We start from the raw sequence: 15,654 nt of genomic DNA on the forward strand, positions 1-15,654 counted from the left end.
TCGCGCGGATGGAGGCATCCGCCCGCATCCTCGCGCTGGTCAAGCTCGCCAATGTCGGGCTGGTGATGATCTGGGGCTTCGCCGTCACCTTCGTCTTCGTGCGGGTGCTGCCGCTGGCGGAGTTCCAGGCCTTCCTGCTGCTCGTCGCCTTCGGCAATTTCACCATCTCGGCGGAATTCGGTCTCACCAGCATCATCTATGCGCGCCTGCGCCGCTTCTGGCTGGGCAATGATGAGGATGCGGCGGACGGCGGCTTCCGGCTGGAGGAAATGGGTGTCCTCTTCCTCTTCCTCGGGCTGCTGATTGTCGGCGCGGTCGTCATCCTGCTCGGCGCGCTGGCGCTGGGCGGCCTGCATACGGCCATGCCGATGCTGTTCCTGCTCTTCTTCCTCACCGCCTGCCTCAATCTGCCGGCTTTGCTCGCCAAGCGGGCGCTGGCGGCGATCGACGGCAATTTCCTGTGGGAAGGGCTGGACTGCGCCCGCCGCCTGGTGACGATCGGCCTGCTGGCGGCCATCCTCTTCGGGCTTGATCCGCGCCTGTCGGTCGCGCTGCAACTGGCGGTCAGTGTCGCGGTGATCGGCTATGCCATCGTCCATGTCCATCGCCGCCTCGGCATGAACCGAAATCAATGGTTCGCCTTCCGTGTCGGCGGTGGCCATGTGCGCCGCCATTATCTGCGCGACATCGGCGCGTCGGCAGCCTTCACCGTGTCGGATATCGTCGCCTATAACGCGCCCTATTTCACCATCGCCATGGCGACCAGCGATGCCCGGCCGATGCTGCTGTTCGACTTCTTCTTCAAGATGTCGCGCTCGCTCTCGATGCTGGTGCGCGCGATGGTGGAGGCGGCCCTGCCGCGCATCACCCGCGCCTATCATGCCGGCGAAAGCGCGCGGTTGCGTCAACTCCTGACCCGCGCGCTCGGCGCCGCGCTGTTCTTCGCGCTTGCCGGTTCGGCGCTGCTGATGCTGGTCGGCGGCTGGCTGTTCGACAAGCTGTTCGACGGCCGCGCCACGATCGACCAGGCCGATCTTGGCCTCACCGCGCTGGCACTGGTCGCGCTCTCGGTCATCTGCGTCTCGGTCTATGTCCAGGCCGCGCTCGGCCGCTTCGCCCATCTGCTCCAGCGCTCGCTGCCCTTCCTCGCCGGCTCCCTGCTCAGCGTCCCGCTCGCCGGCGTGTTCTGGCCCGACCGTTTCGATCTAGGCTTCCTCGGTCTCTATGCCCTGACCCTGATGCTGGCGGCTGGCCTCCATCTCACCTCGCTGCGCCGGCTGGTGCGCGCATGAAGATTGCCATGCTCGATCCGTCGCTCTTCACCGGGCGCTATGATGACGGGCTGTGCGCCGGCCTGGCGCAGGCGGGGGCGGACGTCACCCTGCTCGGCCGGCCGATGCGCGCCACCGATGCGATCGTGCCGCAGGGTTATAGCTACGCCCCGCGCTTCTTCCGCCGCAGCGAGGCCTTGCGCGATCGGCTGGGGGAGGGGCGGGCCTTCCGTCTCGCCAAGGCGGCCGAATATGGCCTGACCTGCGCGCTCGGCAATCTCGATGCGATGACCGGCGCGGACGTCACCCATGTCCAGTGGCTGCCGCTGGCGCCGGCCGACCGGCTGATGCTCGATCGGCTCAAGGGCCGCACCGCGCTCGTCCACACCGTCCATAATGCCGATGCCTATCATGCCGACAGCGGCCTGCAGGGGCGCGGCTATCGCGCGCTGCTCGATCGGTTCGATGCGTTGATCGTCCATGGCGACACGACGCGCGCGGCGCTGGTCGGGCAGGGCGTCGATCCCGCGCGTATCCATGTGACGCCGCACCCGCCGATGCAACTCGCCTCCGCCACCCCGGCGGACCTCGCCACCATTCCCGAACCCGCCGCGCCCCGCATCCTCTTCTTCGGCACGATCCGCCCATACAAGGGCGTCGACCTGCTGGTGGAGGCCTGCCTGTCGCTCTGGCGCGCGGGTCACCCCTTCGAACTGATGCTGGCCGGCAAGCCCTTCATGGATGTCGCGCCGATCCTCGATCCGGTCCATGCCGCCGGCTTTGTCGATCGTCTCATCACCGATTTCGGCTTCCTCACCGAGCTCCGGCTGGACGCGCACATGGCGAAAGCCGACCTGATGGTCTTTCCCTATCGCCATATCGATTCGAGCGGCGCCTTCCTGTCGGCGCTACACCATGGCAAGGCGATGGTGACGTCGGACGCCGGCATGTTCGGCACCCTGCCGGACGGCGTCACCACTCGAGTTCCGGCCGGAAATGCGGCGGCGCTCGCCCAAGCCCTCTTGCCGCTGATCGAAAGCGCGGCCATCAGGCAGGCAGCGGGTGCGCGGGCGCGCGCCTATGGAGATATTATGGGCAATTGGAAGGACATGGCCTTGGCGACGATGGAAATTTACCGCCAGGTGCTGCGCGCATGAGCCGCTATGTCCGCGAATTGTCCGACCGTGCATTGGCCCTGCGCCTGGCGCTGGCCGGCCGCGTCCACCAATATCCCGAAATCCAGGCGCTCAAGCGCTTCCTGTCCGCCTTCGCCATCGACTGCCTGTTCGACGTCGGCGCCAATCGCGGCCAATATGCGACCATGGCGCGCAAGGATGCGGGCTTTGCCGGCACCATCCTTTCCTTCGAGCCGAACCCGGACGTCTTCGCCGAACTGAGCAAGGCCGCCGCGTCGGACCGCAACTGGCATGTCTTCAACATGGCCCTGTCCGATTTCGACGGCACCGCCACCTTCAACATCATGGCCGCCGACCAGTTCAGCTCCTTGAAGGCCCCCTCGGGTGCGCAGGACGCGATCTTCGCCGATCGCAACAAGGTGACCAAGACGGTGGAGATGCAGTGCCGCCGGCTCGACAGCCTGCTGCCCGAACTGCGTGCCGCCCATGGCTTTGCCCGGCCCTTCCTCAAGATGGATACGCAGGGCCATGACCTGTCGGTCTGCGAAGGGGCGGGGAGCGTCATCGCCGACATGGCCGGCATCCAGACGGAACTGGGCGTGCGTCCCATCTATGAAGGCGGCACCGGCTTTCGCGCGATGATCGACTGGCTGGAAGCGCGCGCCTTCGTCCCCTCCGCCTTCTTCGCCAACAACAAGGGCCATTTCCCGCTGCTGGTCGAAATGGACGGCATCTTCGTCAACAAGGCGCTGCTGGACAGCTGATGCCGAAGGGAATGCCCTTCGTCAGCGCGCGGCGCCTGTTCCTTGCCGGGGCGATCGGCCTTGCCCTGTGGCTCGGTGCGACCTTCCTGTGGCACGTGACCTGGCGTCAGGGTGTCAGCCTCGCTGTCATCCTGTTCCTGGATCAGGATTTTCCGGCGCTGATGATCGGCCTGTTCCTGCTGGCGCTGGCCGCGCCCTTTGCGGAAGGGATGGGCTTTCGCCTGCCGCAACCGCGCGCGCGCATCATCGTGCCGATCATCGTCCTACTGGGGCTGGCCGCCTGGGCTGGCCATTATGCGCTGTTCCAGGATTATTCGGTTTCTCGCGATGAAGAGGTCGCGCGCTTTGCCGCCGCCTATATGCGCGAAGGCCTGTTCGCCCGGCCGATCCCGGTCGAATGGGAACCCTATCGCCGGGCGATCATGCCCGAATTTTTCTCGCCCTTCGGCGCCGCCGACTATTGGACCGCCGCCTATCTGCCGGTGAACAGCGCGATCCAGGCACTGTTCTGGCAGATGGGCGACCCCAATCTCGCCGGCCCGGTCTTGCTGGTGCTCGGCCTCTTCTCGCTGTGGCGGGTGGCGCTGCATCTCTTTCCCGACCGGCCCGATGCCGTCTGGGTGACGATGCTGCTGGGGTTATCCTCGGCCCAGCTCTGGGTCACGGCGATGACGCCCTATGCCATGACCGGCCATTTCGCATTGAACATGGTCTGGCTGGCGCTGGTGCTGCGCGGCGGCATTGCCGGCCATCTCTCGGCCGGCGTGGTCGCGCTGATCGCGGCGGGCCTGCACCAATGGCATTTCCCGCCCATCTTCATCGCCCCCTTCATCCTCTGGATGCTGTTGGCGCGGCGCTGGACGGTGGCGGCCTTCCACGCGCTGACCCTGGTTGCGATCGTTATCGTCTGGGCCAAGATCTGGCCCGGTTTCCTGCTTCACGCGCTGGGCGCCCCGACTGATGTGCGCCCCTCCGCCGGCGTCGCCGACAAGGTGGGCAGCCTGTTCCAGCGTCTGGGCGACCGCTGGCAACCGCTGGTCAATCTCAGCCGCTATGCCGCCTGGAACAATATATTGATGGTGCCGCTCGCGGGCCTTGGCGTGCTGGCCATGCGCTGGCGCGATGCGATCCGCGGGCGCGAGATTGCCCTGCCGCTGGCGCTGGGCTGCCTTGCCGGGTGCCTGCTGGCGCTGGCGCAGGGCTATGGCTGGGGCTTCCGCTATGCCCATGGCTTCATCGGCCCCTTCTGCCTGCTCGGCGGACTTGGCTGGGCGCGCTTCCGGCCACAGGGCGCAATGCGGCCGATCTTCATCGGTTTCGTGGTGACGCTGCTCACCGCCGGCTTCCTGGTCTGGCGCACCCATGTCTTCGTAGAGCCCTATGCCGCCAGCCACCGCATGATCGACGCCTCGCGCGCCGACGTCGTGCTGGTCGATCCGCGCGGCGGCCTCTACGTCACCGATCTGGTGCGTGGTCGTAATGGCGTGCCGGGCAAGCCGATGGTCATGAACCTCGGCATGCTGACGCTCGATCAGGTGGACGAGCTGTGCAAGACCTATGTGGTCGAGCTGTTCGACCGCGCCGAATTCCGCCCGCTCGGCGTGCCGCTGGCGCGCTGGAATCTCGGGCGCATGGACACGCTGCGCGCCCATATGAAGCTGGCCGGTTGCGATCGCCCGGTCCAGCCGCCGCTGCCCGAGACGATCGACGACGCCATGAACGCCGCCGACAACGCGATGTGACGCTGGCGGTCATTATCGAGCATAAATTAAGCCCGCGCGGCGTTTGAGCGTATCAAGCTGCTGATGCGTTAGCATCACTGCAGCTTGCCATTATTGCCCCTTCACATAGACCCGCTTGCCGTTGATCCAGGTTTCCAGCACCTGCGTGCCGCGAATGTCGGTCGGGCTGGCCGTCTCGATATTGCGGTCGATCAGCAGGAAGTCCGCCCGCTGCCCCGGCACCAGGCTGCCGAATTTCTTCTCGGCAAAGCCGGCAAAGGCCGCCTGCCGGGTAAAGCCGTCCAGCGCCGCCTCGAAGCTCACCTTCTGCTCGGGCATCCAGCCGCCGGCCGGCTCGCCCCTGGCGTCCTGCCGCGACATGGCGGCAGCGATACCGGGGAAGGGATTGGGGCTTTCGACCGGCACGTCGGAGCCAAACGCCAGCGGCACATGATTGTCGAGCATCGCCTTCCAGGCATAGGCGCCTTTCAGCCGTGCCTCGCCCAGTCGCGCCGTCGCCATGCGCCAGTCCGACGTTTCATGCACCGGCTGCATCGACGCGATCGTGCCATAGCGGGCAAAGCGCGGCAGGTCGGTCGGATCGATGATCTGGGCATGTTCGACCCGCCAGCGCCGATCGCCGCTATAGGTGTCCGACATTTCCTGGATCGCGTCGAGTATTTCGCCATTGGCGGCGTCGCCGATCGCGTGGACCGCGACCTGGAAATTGTCCATCGCCGCCCGACTCATGATGTTGCGCAGCTGCGTCGACGGGATCATCGGCAGGCCGCGTTGGCCCGGCGCATCGCTATAGTCCGCCTTCAGCCAGGCGCCGCGCGACCCCAGCGCGCCGTCCAGCAGCAGCTTGATCCCGCCCATGCGCAGATGATCGTCATACAGCCAGGGCGTGGGTTCCGGCCCGGCGATCAGCACCATATTGTCGAGGCCATAGGCATAGGACATGATCCGCACGCGCAGCGCGCCGCGGTCGGCCGACCGGCGGAAGGCCTGCCAATCCTCGATGCTGGTGCCCATGTCGGCAATGCCGGTGATGCCCACCGCCAGCAGCGCGCGCTGCGCCTTTTCCAGCGCATTGTCGCGATCCTTGGGGGCAGGGGCGGGCACGACCTTCTGGATCAGATCCATCGCCTTGTCGACGAATACGCCCGCCGGCTTGCCCGCCGCCATCTCGATCCGGCCACCGGCCGGCGCCTTGGTCGTCGCGCTGACGCCGGCCGCGCGGATCGCGGCGCTGTTGGCCCAGCCGGCATGGCCATCGACCCGCTCCAGCCAGACCGGAATGTCGCCCACGGCCGCATCCAGTTCTGCGGCGGTCGGGAATCGGCCCAGCCCCCATGTCTCCTGGTTCCAGCCGGTGCCGATGATCCATTTGCGGCCGGTATTCTCCTGCGCATAGGCGCGGATCTTCGCCTGCGCCTCGGCCAGCGATTTCGTGTCGGACAGGTCCAGCGTGATCAGTGACAGGCCAAGTCCCATGACATGGCCATGCGCGTCGATCAGACCGGGGATCAGCGTCTTGCCGCCCGCGTCCAGCTTGAAGCTCGGGCCTTTCGGCCGCTCGGGCCAGGGTTGGCCGCGCTTGGGCTTCTTGGGCTTATATTCGGGTTCCTGATAGCGGCCCTGGATCAGCTTTTCGACCTTGCCCTCATCGTCGATCATCAGCGCGCCGAAATGGACGATCTTGCCATCCGGTCCGATGGCGATGCCGTTCACATTGTCGATCACGCCCGACGCGTGGGCGGGCATCGGCAGAGCAAGCGCGGCGATCGCCGCCAGCATCATCTTCCTCATGCGCGGGTGATCCGCCGCACCAGCGCGCTGGTATCCTGCCGGTGGCCGCCCATCGCCTGCACGTCGGCATAATATTGATCGACCATCGCCGTCACCGGCAGGGTCGCGCCATTGGCCCGCGCTTCCTCCAGTGCCAGCCCCAGATCCTTGCGCATCCAGTCCACCGCAAATCCGAAATCGAAACTGTCCTGCGCCATCGTCTTCCATCTATTGTCCATCTGCCAGCTTTGCGCTGCGCCCCCCGAAATCGCCTCGAACACCTTGTCCAGGTCCAGTTCCGCCGCCTGGGCAAAGCGCATTGCTTCGGCCAGGCCCTGCAGAACGCCGCCGATGCAGATCTGGTTCACCATCTTCGTCGTCTGGCCCGCGCCGGCCTTGCCGACATGGACGATGCGCGCGGCATAGGCCTGCATCACGATCGTCGCGGCCGCCACTGCCGGGGCGGACCCGCCGCACATGATCGACAGCCGGCCATTTCCGGCGCCTGCCTGCCCGCCCGACACCGGCGCATCGACGCAGTGCAGGCCCAGGCTCTCGCCCTCGACGGACAATTGCCGGGCGATCCGCGCCGACACGGTCGTATGGTCGATGAACAGGCCGCCCGGCTTCATCGTGCGGAACGCGCCTTCGCGCCCCAGCGTGATCTGGCTCAGGTCATCGTCGGTGCCGACGCAGCTGATGACGATGTCCGCCTCCTCGGCGGCCTTGGCCGGGCTGATCGCGACCTCGCCGCCATAGGCCTCGGCCCAGCTCTTGGCCTTGCCGATCGATCGATTGTAGACGGTCAGATGATGCCCCGCCTTGGCCAGATGCCCCGCGATCGGGCCGCCCATGACCCCCAGGCCGATAAACGCGATATTAGCCATAAGCCTCGTACATTTCGTGCGTGCAACCAAGCCATAGGGCCAGTTTTCGGCAAGTGCCAGTTTCTTCACCGGCAATTTTGCGTTAGGGCGCTGCGCCATGAACACGCTGAGCAAGATAGAGGGCGCCCTGCCGTTGCCCGTCACCGTCGATGACATCCTTGCGGCCCGGACACGCATTTCCGGGTCGATCGTCAAGACGCCGACGCTCATTAGCCAGACCTTCTCGCAAATGCTTGGCTGCAACGTCTATCTGAAGTTCGAAAATCTCCAGTTCACCGCCGCCTACAAGGAACGCGGCGCGCTCAATCGCCTGCTGCAACTCGATGAAGCGGCCAAGGCCAAGGGCGTGATCGGCGCCTCGGCCGGCAACCATGCGCAGGGGCTTGCCTATCATGGCAAGCGTCTTGGCGTGCCCGTCACCATCGTCATGCCCACCACCACGCCGATCGTGAAGGTCACCCAGACCCAGGGCCATGGCGCCACCGTCGTCCAATATGGCGAGAAGTTCGATGACGCCTATGCCCATGCCCGCAAGCTGGAGGTGGAGCAGGGCCTGACCTTCATCCATCCGTTCGACGAGCCCGACATCATCGCCGGCCAGGGCACGGTCGGTCTGGAAATGCTGGAGGATGCGCCGCAGATCGACACGCTGATCATACCGATCGGCGGCGGCGGCCTCTTCTCGGGCATCGCCACCGCGGCGCGCGCGATGAAGCCCGATATCCGCCTGATCGGCGTCCAGGCGGAGCTGTATCCGTCGATGTATGATTTCATCAAGGGCGCGGACCTGGCCTGTGACGGCGATACGCTGGCCGAGGGGATCGCGGTGAAGCAGCCGGGCGAACTCACCCGCCGCTTCGTCGAGCGTCTGGCCGACGATGTGCTGCTGGTCACCGAACGCCGGCTGGAGGAAGCGGTCAGCCTGCTGCTCCAGATCGAGAAGACGGTGGTGGAGGGGGCCGGTGCCGCCGGCCTGGCCGCGCTGCTCAGCTATCGCGAGCAGTTCGCCGGTCGCAATGTCGGCCTGATCCTGACCGGCGGCAATATCGACACCCGCCTGCTCGCCAATGTGCTGCTGCGCGATCTCGCCCGTTCGGGACGTCTCGCCCGCCTGCGCATCATCCTGCAGGATCGGCCCGGCGCGCTGTTCCATGTCGCCCGCATCTTCGATCAGGAAGCGGTCAACATCCTGGAACTGTCGCACCAGCGCATCTTCACCAATCTGCCGGCCAAGGGGCTCAGCCTCGACGTCGAGTGCGAGACCCGCGATGGCGCCCATCTCCAGCGGCTGATCACGGCGCTGGGCGCGGCCGGTTACGAGGTCGCGCCGATCGAGGTTGCCTGATTTTGGGACATGCTTAACCATCGGTAAAAATTTCGTGGTAAATGACCTTTTCATGGTTGGGCCGGGACGGCATAGTCCGACCATGAAAAGGCAAATTCGCATGACTGAATCGGGGGGAGAGGCATGAGCGCACCATTCCGCTTTCCGCGTTTCTTCGTGACGAACCCCAGCCCTTGCCCCTATCTGCCGGGCAAGAGCGAGCGGAAGGTCTTCACCGAACTCAACGGCGACAATGCCTCGGAACTCAATGATGCGCTCGGCCGCATCGGCTTCCGCCGCAGCCAGAATGTCGCCTATCGCCCCAGCTGCGCCGATTGCTCGGCCTGTGTCTCTGTCCGCGTCGTCGCGCAGGAGTTCAAGCCCAACGCGACCCAGCGCAAGCTGATCCGCCGTAACAGCGACCTCGTCGTCACCGCCTGCAAGCCCTGGTCGACCGAGGAGCAGTTCGAATTGCTCCAGCGCTATCTGCGCGCGCGGCATCCCGGCGGCGGCATGACCGAAATGGACGAGATGGACTTTGCCGACATGGTCGAACAGACCCCGGTCGAAAGCCATGTCGTCGAATATCGCCTGCCCGGCGAGGATGGCCGCCCCGGCAAGCTGGTCGGTGCCTGCCTGACCGATCGCCAGGGCGACGGCCTGTCGATGATCTACAGCTTCTTCGACACCGAACTGGAAGATCGTCCGGGCCTCGGCAACTTCATCATCATGGATCATATCCAGCGCGCCGCCCGTGCGGGCCTCGCTTATGTGTATCTGGGCTATTGGGTCGATGGCTCGCAGCGGATGCAGTATAAGATCCGCTATCGTCCGCTCGAAAAGCTCAGCCGCGCCGGCTGGGTCCGCTTCGATCCGGAGGAGCAGGCGCAGGCGATCCGGGTCGTCATGCCACGCGATGAGCCGCCGCTGCCGGTCGAACTGGCCGCCATTCTACGCCGCTGACGGCGCAATTTCTGTAATTTACAGATTCTCGATCATTCCGGTTACGTGCAGGCTTGTTTAAGCTTTTCCTGCATCATCGCCGGCATGAGGAACAGGGCGGCACGGCAATCGGGGATGGGCGATGGATCGCTTCGCTGATCGGCGCTTTGTCGATGGCGCCCGCGAACTTGGCGGGCCTGCGGCCCATATGCCGTCCGGCGCCCATGTCGCGCACAGGGCATTATCGTCCAAGATCAAGCATGTACGCCCGCCCGTCATTCACTGGTTCGCGGATTATCGCGGTCGCCTGCTGACCTACTGGGTCGAGGGCGAGGTGCGGGGCGGGGGGCTTCGCATGGGGCTGATGCGCCATGGCTGGCGCAAGGGCTTTGATTCGGTCGATATCGGGATCATCATACGGGCCGCCGCCGCGTCGTCGCAGCCGGAACCGCTGGTCGTTCGCCTGCGTTGCGCAGATGGCGCAAGCCGCTGGTGCCTGCTCCGCATGACGCGGCAGGCAATGCCCGCAGGGGCATGGCGCTGGTATGGAACGGTCGAGGATATGCATGATCGTCGCGACAAACAGGCTGAATTGCTCGAAACCGCGCTGGCGGAAAGTCGCGAACATCATCGCTGGTCGGTAGAACTCAGCCCCCAGGTTCCCTGGACTGCCACCCCCGATGGCGCGATCGAGGAGGTCGGGCCGCGCTGGCGCGATCTGACCGGCAGCTCGCCCGAACAGGCGATGGGCGCCGGCTGGATCAATGCCCTGCATCCTGACGACATGGACCGGACGCTGGCGCTATGGCGCGAACGGCTCCAGTCGGGCGATCCGGTCGATGTCGATTATCGCCTGCGCCTGCGCGACGGCAGCTATCGCTGGATGCGCGCCCGCGCGGCCGCCCGGCGCGATGGCAAGGGCGCGATCATCCGCTGGTATGGCACGCTGGAGGATATCCATAATCAGAAGCTGGCGCAGCAGGCGGTGGCCGAAAGCGAGGAGCATTTTCGCCTCGCGGTGCAGTCGGCGCGGCTCGGCATCTGGGACTATGATGCCCGTTCGGGCCAGCGCAGCTGGTCGGCGGAATTTCGGGCAATGCTGGGCCTGTCAGCGGATGCGCCGGCGACCACCGAACTGGCCCTGTCGCTGGTGCATCCCGATGATCGGCACAAGCTCAAGGCGATGATGGACGGCGTCGCCGCCAATGTCCTGCCCCCGCATTTCGAGGCGACCCTGCGCGTCCATCGCGCCGACAATGGCGCGCTGCGCTGGATCCGCAGCACCGGCTGGGCGACTGGCACCGAAGTCGGCCAGTTGCGCCGGATCATCGTCACCTTCCTCGACGTCACCGAACAGCGCGATGCGGAAGAACGCATCCGCTGGGCCGCCACCCACGATCCGATGACGCGGCTGCCCAACCGGACATTGTGGCAGGGCGTGCTGGAGGAACTGGCGGATCAGGCGCGCCCGACCGGCGCGGGCTTCGGCCTGATGCTGTTCGACATTGATGATCTCAAGCGGATCAACGATTCGCTCGGCCATGACGCGGGCGATGCGCTGCTCTGCGGCTTTGCCGAGCGTCTGGCTGCGGCGGCGCCGTCCGATGCGGTGGTCGGGCGCCTCGGCGGCGACGAATTCGGCCTGATCGCTGCCTCGCTGGTGGATAGTGCGACCGTGCAGGCCTGCAGCCAGGCGATATTGGACAAGATGCGGGTGCCCTTCGCCTATCAGGGGCAATTGCTCGAAGCCGGTGTCAGTGTCGGGGGCGCCGTGTTCGGCGAACATGGCGATGATGCGCACGAACTGTTCAAGGCCGCCGACCTGGCGCTCTATGCGTCGAAGGCGAGCGGTCGCAGCCGGCTCACCATGTTCCATTCCCAGTTGCGCGCCGACGCGCAGCAGCGCAGTTCGATGATCCACATGGCGCGTCAGGTGATCGCCGAGCGACTGGTCGAACCCTATTATCAGCCCAAGGTCGACATGCGCAGCGGGCAGGTGCTGGGCTATGAGGCGTTGCTGCGCTGGCAGCATCCCCGGCTTGGGGTGCAGGCGCCTGCCACCATCGCCGCCGCCTTCGAGCATGGCGAACTGGCCATCCGTCTGACTGACCTCATGCTTGATGCGGTGCTGCACGACATGGCGACATGGCTCCGGATGGGCTTCGATCCCGGCCGGGTGGCGGTCAATGCCTCGGCGGCGGATTTGCTCCAGGCCGATTTCGCCGATCATGTCCTGGCCCGGCTGGATCAGCATGGCGTGCCGGCACAGAATTTCGAGATCGAGGTGACCGAGTCGGTCTTCCTTGGCCGCGGCGCCGATCAGGTCGCGCGCGCGCTTGATCGGTTCGCGCGCGGCGGGGTGCGCATCGCCCTCGACGATTTCGGCACCGGCTTCGCCTCGCTCAGCCACCTCAAGCAATATCCGGTCAATGTGCTGAAGATCGACCGCAGCTTCGTCAGCCATGTCGACAGCGATGCCGGCGACGCCGCCATTGTCGACGCCGTCATCAAGCTCGGCAGCAGCTTCCGGATGGAGGTGGTGGCCGAAGGCGTAGAGACCGCCGAACAGGCCGCTTTGCTGCTCCAGCACGGCTGCCATATCGCGCAGGGCTATCATTATGGCCGGCCGCAGCCCGCCGCATCGGTCCTCGCCGCGCGCGGCGCGGCGCCTATCGCGCCGAAAAAGTGACCGCCTCTATCTTGTTGCCATCGGGGTCGCGCACGAAGGCGCCATAATAATGATCGTCATATTGCGGCCGCACGCCCGGCGGCCCGGCATCGCTGCCGCCCAGCTCCAGCGCCAGCCGATGAAATCCGTCAACCGCGCCGCGATCGGCCGCGACGAAGCAGATATGGATGCCGTTGCCGGCGCTCGCGGGCGCGCCATCGACCGGCGTCTCGACGCTGAACACCACGTCGGTCACGCCATAGTCGAGCGAATGGGGATGGTCGCGCAGGCTGCGATAGCCCAGCAGCGCCATCAGCGGGTCGTAGAAGGCCCGCGCCCGCGCCACATCATTGGTGCCCACCGATACATGATGCAGCATAACGCCACTCCCGTCGCCTGATCCCGCCCGTCAACGCACCAACCCATGGTTGCGGTTCCGGACGGTTCAGCGCGGCGCGGCCTCGGTCGCGTAGCGAGTCGTCGCCTGGGTCGTGCCGTCGGGATTGATGATGATGGTCGTCACCAGCGGCGGCGGATAATAGAAGCCGCCCGAAATATAGCCGCCCGGCGGCAGGCCGGGCACCGGCGGAGCGGCCGACACGACGGTCGTGGTCGCCGGCTGGTTCGACCAGTGCGTGCCGCTCGTCGCCGCCACCGATGCTGGCGGAGGCGTCGGAGCTGCCGCAACAGTTGTCACCGTCGGCGCGCTCGGGCTGACGGCGCTGCTGGCATAGGCCGGCGCATCATAGTCCACGCCGGGGCGGCTGGACGGGGCGGGCTGCGGCGTGGGCTGCGGCGCGGGGCTATAGGTCACCATGTCGTCGGGCGCGCTATAGCCGGCTTCGCCACCGGAACTGGCGATGACGGCCGGCTGCGCCGCACCCTCTTCATAGCCGCCCTCATAGCGCGACCAGTCGATGCCGCTGCGCACGTCGCGCACCCGGCCATATTGGTCGGTCATCACCGCATCGTCATAATAGCGCGACCAGCCATAGCCGCTGGTCGGTGCCGGCAGGCCATAGGCGCTATAATTGGCGATGAAGAAGCGTGGATGGACCCAGTAGGCGGGCAGGGCAAAGCCCACGCGCGGCTGCTGATAGCTTTGCCAGCCACCCGGCGCGGCCCAGCCGGCATACCAGCGCCCGTCATAGCGCGGTCCCCAGCGATGGGCAGTGGCGGTCGTTGTCGTCGCCGTGGTGGTGGTGGTGCGGACCACGCTCGTGCCGGACGTCGCTGGCGCCTGCGCAGCAACCGGCCCTGCAAGGCTGGCGATCAGCGCCATGGCGCTGCTGGCGAAGAATAAGCGCGCGGCCATCATCATGCTCCCTGTTCCTGCAGGGGCGTCAGGCCGCCCGCACGGTCATCATGCTAACGCGGAAATTAGCATGACGATCCGTGCAACGCCATGTTCGGCTTATGAAATCCTGTCCCGGAACGGGGCAGGGCGGCGATCAGCCGATGCGGCCGGCGACCCGCGCGACCAGCGCTTCCAGCCCCTGCTGGTCGGCACTGTCGAACCGGGCGGGGCGGGGGCTGTCCAGGTCCAGCACGCCGATCAGCCGGCCGTCATGCACCACCGGCACGACGATCTCCGACGCGCTCGCCGCGTCGCAGGCGATATGGCCGGGGAAGGCGTGGACATCGGCCACCAGCTGCGTCTCGCGCGTCTGGGCGGCGGTGCCGCACACGCCGCGGCCCAGCGGGATGCGGATGCAGGCCGCCTTGCCCTGGAAAGGCCCCAGCACCAGCTCATCCTCGACCATGCGATAGAAGCCGGCCCAGTTGAGGTCGGGCAGGAACTGCCAGATCAGCGCCGACAGGTTGGCCATATTGGCGACCGCATCGGGCTCGTCGCGGGTCAGCGCGTCGGCAGCGGACAGAAGATCGGCGTAAAGCGTCGCCTTGTCGGCGTCGGCGGCGGGGGCGAAATCATACATGGGCACGCATATAGGATGGCCCGCACCGCTCGGCCAGAGGCGTAATTGCGCTCAATCCATCCTGACCCGGCCGCGTCCCTGTTTCACGGCTGCGCGCTTGACCTTGCCGTCGACGCGGCGCTTCTGCGATGCCTTGGTTGGCTTGGTCGGGCGCCGCTTCTTGGGCACGATCGTCGCCTCGCGGATCAGCGCGAACAGCCGCTCGCGCACCTGCTGCCGGTTGAGCAGCTGCGACCGTGCGCCCTCGCTGCGCAGGATCAGCACGCCGTCGCGAGTCATGCGCGATCCGGCCAGGTCCGCCAGCCGCTGCTTCACCGCATCGGGCAACCCCGGCGAAGCGGCGACGTCGAAGCGCAGCATCACCGCGCTGTCGGTGGTGTTCACATGCTGGCCGCCCGGCCCCGACGCGCGCGCGAAGCTCTCGACAATCTCGTCGCTGTCGATCGCGATGGAGCGGGTGACGGGGATGGCGACCATGGCGCGGGGCCGGGGCTTACAGCCCGGCTTCCTCCAATATCTCGGGACCGAAGCCGGCGTCGACGAAGCTCTGCGGCAGCGGCGCGGTCGCCTGCGCGGGCGGCTTGTTGTCGCCGCGCGGCACGCTCAGGAACCGGCTGTGCAGCAGCATCGCGCCCTGTCCGTCGCCATAGACCGGATCACCGACGATGCCGAAGCCCAGCCCATGCTGGGCATGGACGCGGATCTGGTGGGTACGGCCGGTCTCGGGCGTGAAGGCGATCAGCGCGCGGCCGTCCTTCACCGCCAGCTTGCGCCAGTGGGTGACGGCGGGCTTGCCCGCCTTGGCCGCGATCATGCGCCAGCCCTGGGCCTGGGTGCTGACCTTCTTGAGCGACAATTCGATCGTGCCCTCATCTGCCTCGGGCACGCCCTCCAGCACCGCGACATAGCGCTTCTCGACCGTGCCGGCCTCGAACGCGGCGGCAAAGCGCTTATGCGCCTTGGGATTGCGCGCCAGCAGCAGGCAGCCGCTGGTGTCGCGGTCCAGCCGGTGGACCGCCAGCGGCCAGCGCTGGAAGCCGAAGGTCAGCGAGGCGAGGTGGTTTTCAAGGCTGATCGATCCGTCGCGCGGCGCGTCGACCGGCAGGCCGGCCGGCTTGTCGAGGATGATGGCCTCGCCATCGATGAACAGCACTTTGTCGCTAAGCAGGGTCAAATATCAATCCGATCGGGAAATCTGGCGTCCGGGTAATCT

The 15,654-nt window shown here is 66.4% G+C and carries 14 protein-coding genes; 7 read left to right on the forward strand and 7 right to left on the reverse strand.

What is annotated here, in order from left to right; translation table 11 throughout:
* Positions 1-8 precede the first annotated feature (8 nt).
* The 4 genes from U0025_RS06655 to U0025_RS06670 are packed head-to-tail and all read left to right on the forward strand — an operon-like array spanning position 9 to position 4,913.
* Entirely contained in the window at positions 9-1,292 is a 1,284-nt protein-coding gene (locus U0025_RS06655) for a hypothetical protein (RefSeq protein ID WP_004212166.1), read from the forward strand.
* Positions 1,289-2,428, forward strand: a complete 1,140-nt coding sequence (locus U0025_RS06660) for a glycosyltransferase family 4 protein (RefSeq protein ID WP_004212167.1) — start codon at positions 1,289-1,291, stop codon at positions 2,426-2,428. Before U0025_RS06655 ends, U0025_RS06660 begins: the two co-directional genes overlap by 4 nt.
* Positions 2,425-3,171, forward strand: coding sequence for an FkbM family methyltransferase (locus U0025_RS06665; RefSeq protein WP_004212168.1), 747 nt, complete (start codon positions 2,425-2,427; stop codon positions 3,169-3,171). Before U0025_RS06660 ends, U0025_RS06665 begins: the two co-directional genes overlap by 4 nt.
* The gene (locus tag U0025_RS06670; RefSeq protein WP_004212170.1) at positions 3,171-4,913 is read left to right on the forward strand and encodes a hypothetical protein; all 1,743 of its coding nucleotides are present in this window, start codon (positions 3,171-3,173) and stop codon (positions 4,911-4,913) included. The genes U0025_RS06665 and U0025_RS06670 overlap by 1 nt, the downstream gene beginning before the upstream one ends.
* A 90-nt stretch (positions 4,914-5,003) precedes the next feature.
* On the opposite strand, the gene U0025_RS06675 is transcribed toward U0025_RS06670, so the two are convergent.
* Both U0025_RS06675 and U0025_RS06680 read right to left on the reverse strand, forming a co-directional pair.
* Complete coding sequence (locus U0025_RS06675) at positions 5,004-6,692, reverse strand: amidohydrolase (protein ID WP_004212172.1); 1,689 nt, start codon at positions 6,690-6,692, stop codon at positions 5,004-5,006.
* 8 nt (positions 6,693-6,700) lie between these two features.
* Positions 6,701-7,570, reverse strand: a complete 870-nt coding sequence (locus U0025_RS06680) for an NAD(P)-dependent oxidoreductase (RefSeq protein ID WP_004212175.1) — start codon at positions 7,568-7,570, stop codon at positions 6,701-6,703.
* A gap of 97 nt (positions 7,571-7,667) precedes the next feature.
* Between U0025_RS06680 and U0025_RS06685 the strand changes: the two genes are divergently transcribed.
* From U0025_RS06685 to U0025_RS06695, 3 genes are all read left to right on the forward strand, one after another.
* On the forward strand, positions 7,668-8,915 hold the full coding sequence (locus tag U0025_RS06685) for a threonine ammonia-lyase (protein WP_004212176.1): 1,248 nt from the start codon (positions 7,668-7,670) through the stop codon (positions 8,913-8,915).
* 123 nt (positions 8,916-9,038) lie between these two features.
* Positions 9,039-9,857 (forward strand): arginyltransferase, encoded by an 819-nt coding sequence (locus tag U0025_RS06690; protein WP_004212177.1) that lies wholly within the window; start codon positions 9,039-9,041, stop codon positions 9,855-9,857.
* 121 nt (positions 9,858-9,978) lie between these two features.
* Positions 9,979-12,525 (forward strand): sensor domain-containing protein, encoded by a 2,547-nt coding sequence (locus U0025_RS06695; RefSeq protein ID WP_004212179.1) that lies wholly within the window; start codon positions 9,979-9,981, stop codon positions 12,523-12,525.
* Here the strand turns inward: U0025_RS06695 and U0025_RS06700 are convergent.
* From U0025_RS06700 to U0025_RS06720, 5 genes are all read right to left on the reverse strand, one after another.
* Positions 12,506-12,883, reverse strand: a complete 378-nt coding sequence (locus U0025_RS06700) for a VOC family protein (protein ID WP_004212180.1) — start codon at positions 12,881-12,883, stop codon at positions 12,506-12,508. The two genes, U0025_RS06695 and U0025_RS06700, sit on opposite strands and share 20 nt — an antisense overlap.
* Positions 12,884-12,949: 66 nt before the next feature.
* Positions 12,950-13,825 (reverse strand): RcnB family protein, encoded by an 876-nt coding sequence (locus U0025_RS06705; protein WP_037491396.1) that lies wholly within the window; start codon positions 13,823-13,825, stop codon positions 12,950-12,952.
* Between the two features lie 130 nt (positions 13,826-13,955).
* Positions 13,956-14,441, reverse strand: a complete 486-nt coding sequence (locus U0025_RS06710) for a GAF domain-containing protein (protein WP_004212182.1) — start codon at positions 14,439-14,441, stop codon at positions 13,956-13,958.
* Between the two features lie 51 nt (positions 14,442-14,492).
* The gene (gene arfB / locus U0025_RS06715) at positions 14,493-14,918 is read right to left on the reverse strand and encodes an alternative ribosome rescue aminoacyl-tRNA hydrolase ArfB (RefSeq protein ID WP_004212184.1); all 426 of its coding nucleotides are present in this window, start codon (positions 14,916-14,918) and stop codon (positions 14,493-14,495) included.
* 16 nt (positions 14,919-14,934) lie between these two features.
* Entirely contained in the window at positions 14,935-15,615 is a 681-nt protein-coding gene (locus U0025_RS06720; RefSeq protein WP_004212186.1) for an RluA family pseudouridine synthase, read from the reverse strand.
* Between the last annotated feature and the right edge of the window lie 39 nt (positions 15,616-15,654).

Source organism: Sphingobium yanoikuyae (assembly GCF_034424525.1).
Lineage (GTDB): Bacteria > Pseudomonadota > Alphaproteobacteria > Sphingomonadales > Sphingomonadaceae > Sphingobium > Sphingobium yanoikuyae.

Bases quoted from the DNA above. Each gene is read 5' to 3' on its own strand.
- U0025_RS06655 (WP_004212166.1), top strand. From the start codon at position 9: ATGGAGGCATCCGCCCGCATCCTCGCGCTGGTCAAGCTCGCCAATGTC.
- U0025_RS06660 (WP_004212167.1), top strand. From the start codon at position 1,289: ATGAAGATTGCCATGCTCGATCCGTCGCTCTTCACCGGGCGCTATGAT.
- U0025_RS06665 (WP_004212168.1), top strand. From the start codon at position 2,425: ATGAGCCGCTATGTCCGCGAATTGTCCGACCGTGCATTGGCCCTGCGC.
- U0025_RS06670 (WP_004212170.1), top strand. From the start codon at position 3,171: ATGCCGAAGGGAATGCCCTTCGTCAGCGCGCGGCGCCTGTTCCTTGCC.
- U0025_RS06675 (WP_004212172.1), bottom strand. From the start codon at position 6,692: ATGCTGGCGGCGATCGCCGCGCTTGCTCTGCCGATGCCCGCCCACGCG.
- U0025_RS06680 (WP_004212175.1), bottom strand. From the start codon at position 7,570: ATGGCTAATATCGCGTTTATCGGCCTGGGGGTCATGGGCGGCCCGATC.
- U0025_RS06685 (WP_004212176.1), top strand. From the start codon at position 7,668: ATGAACACGCTGAGCAAGATAGAGGGCGCCCTGCCGTTGCCCGTCACC.
- U0025_RS06690 (WP_004212177.1), top strand. From the start codon at position 9,039: ATGAGCGCACCATTCCGCTTTCCGCGTTTCTTCGTGACGAACCCCAGC.
- U0025_RS06695 (WP_004212179.1), top strand. From the start codon at position 9,979: ATGGATCGCTTCGCTGATCGGCGCTTTGTCGATGGCGCCCGCGAACTT.
- U0025_RS06700 (WP_004212180.1), bottom strand. From the start codon at position 12,883: ATGCTGCATCATGTATCGGTGGGCACCAATGATGTGGCGCGGGCGCGG.
- U0025_RS06705 (WP_037491396.1), bottom strand. From the start codon at position 13,825: ATGATGATGGCCGCGCGCTTATTCTTCGCCAGCAGCGCCATGGCGCTG.
- U0025_RS06710 (WP_004212182.1), bottom strand. From the start codon at position 14,441: ATGTATGATTTCGCCCCCGCCGCCGACGCCGACAAGGCGACGCTTTAC.
- arfB (WP_004212184.1), bottom strand. From the start codon at position 14,918: ATGGTCGCCATCCCCGTCACCCGCTCCATCGCGATCGACAGCGACGAG.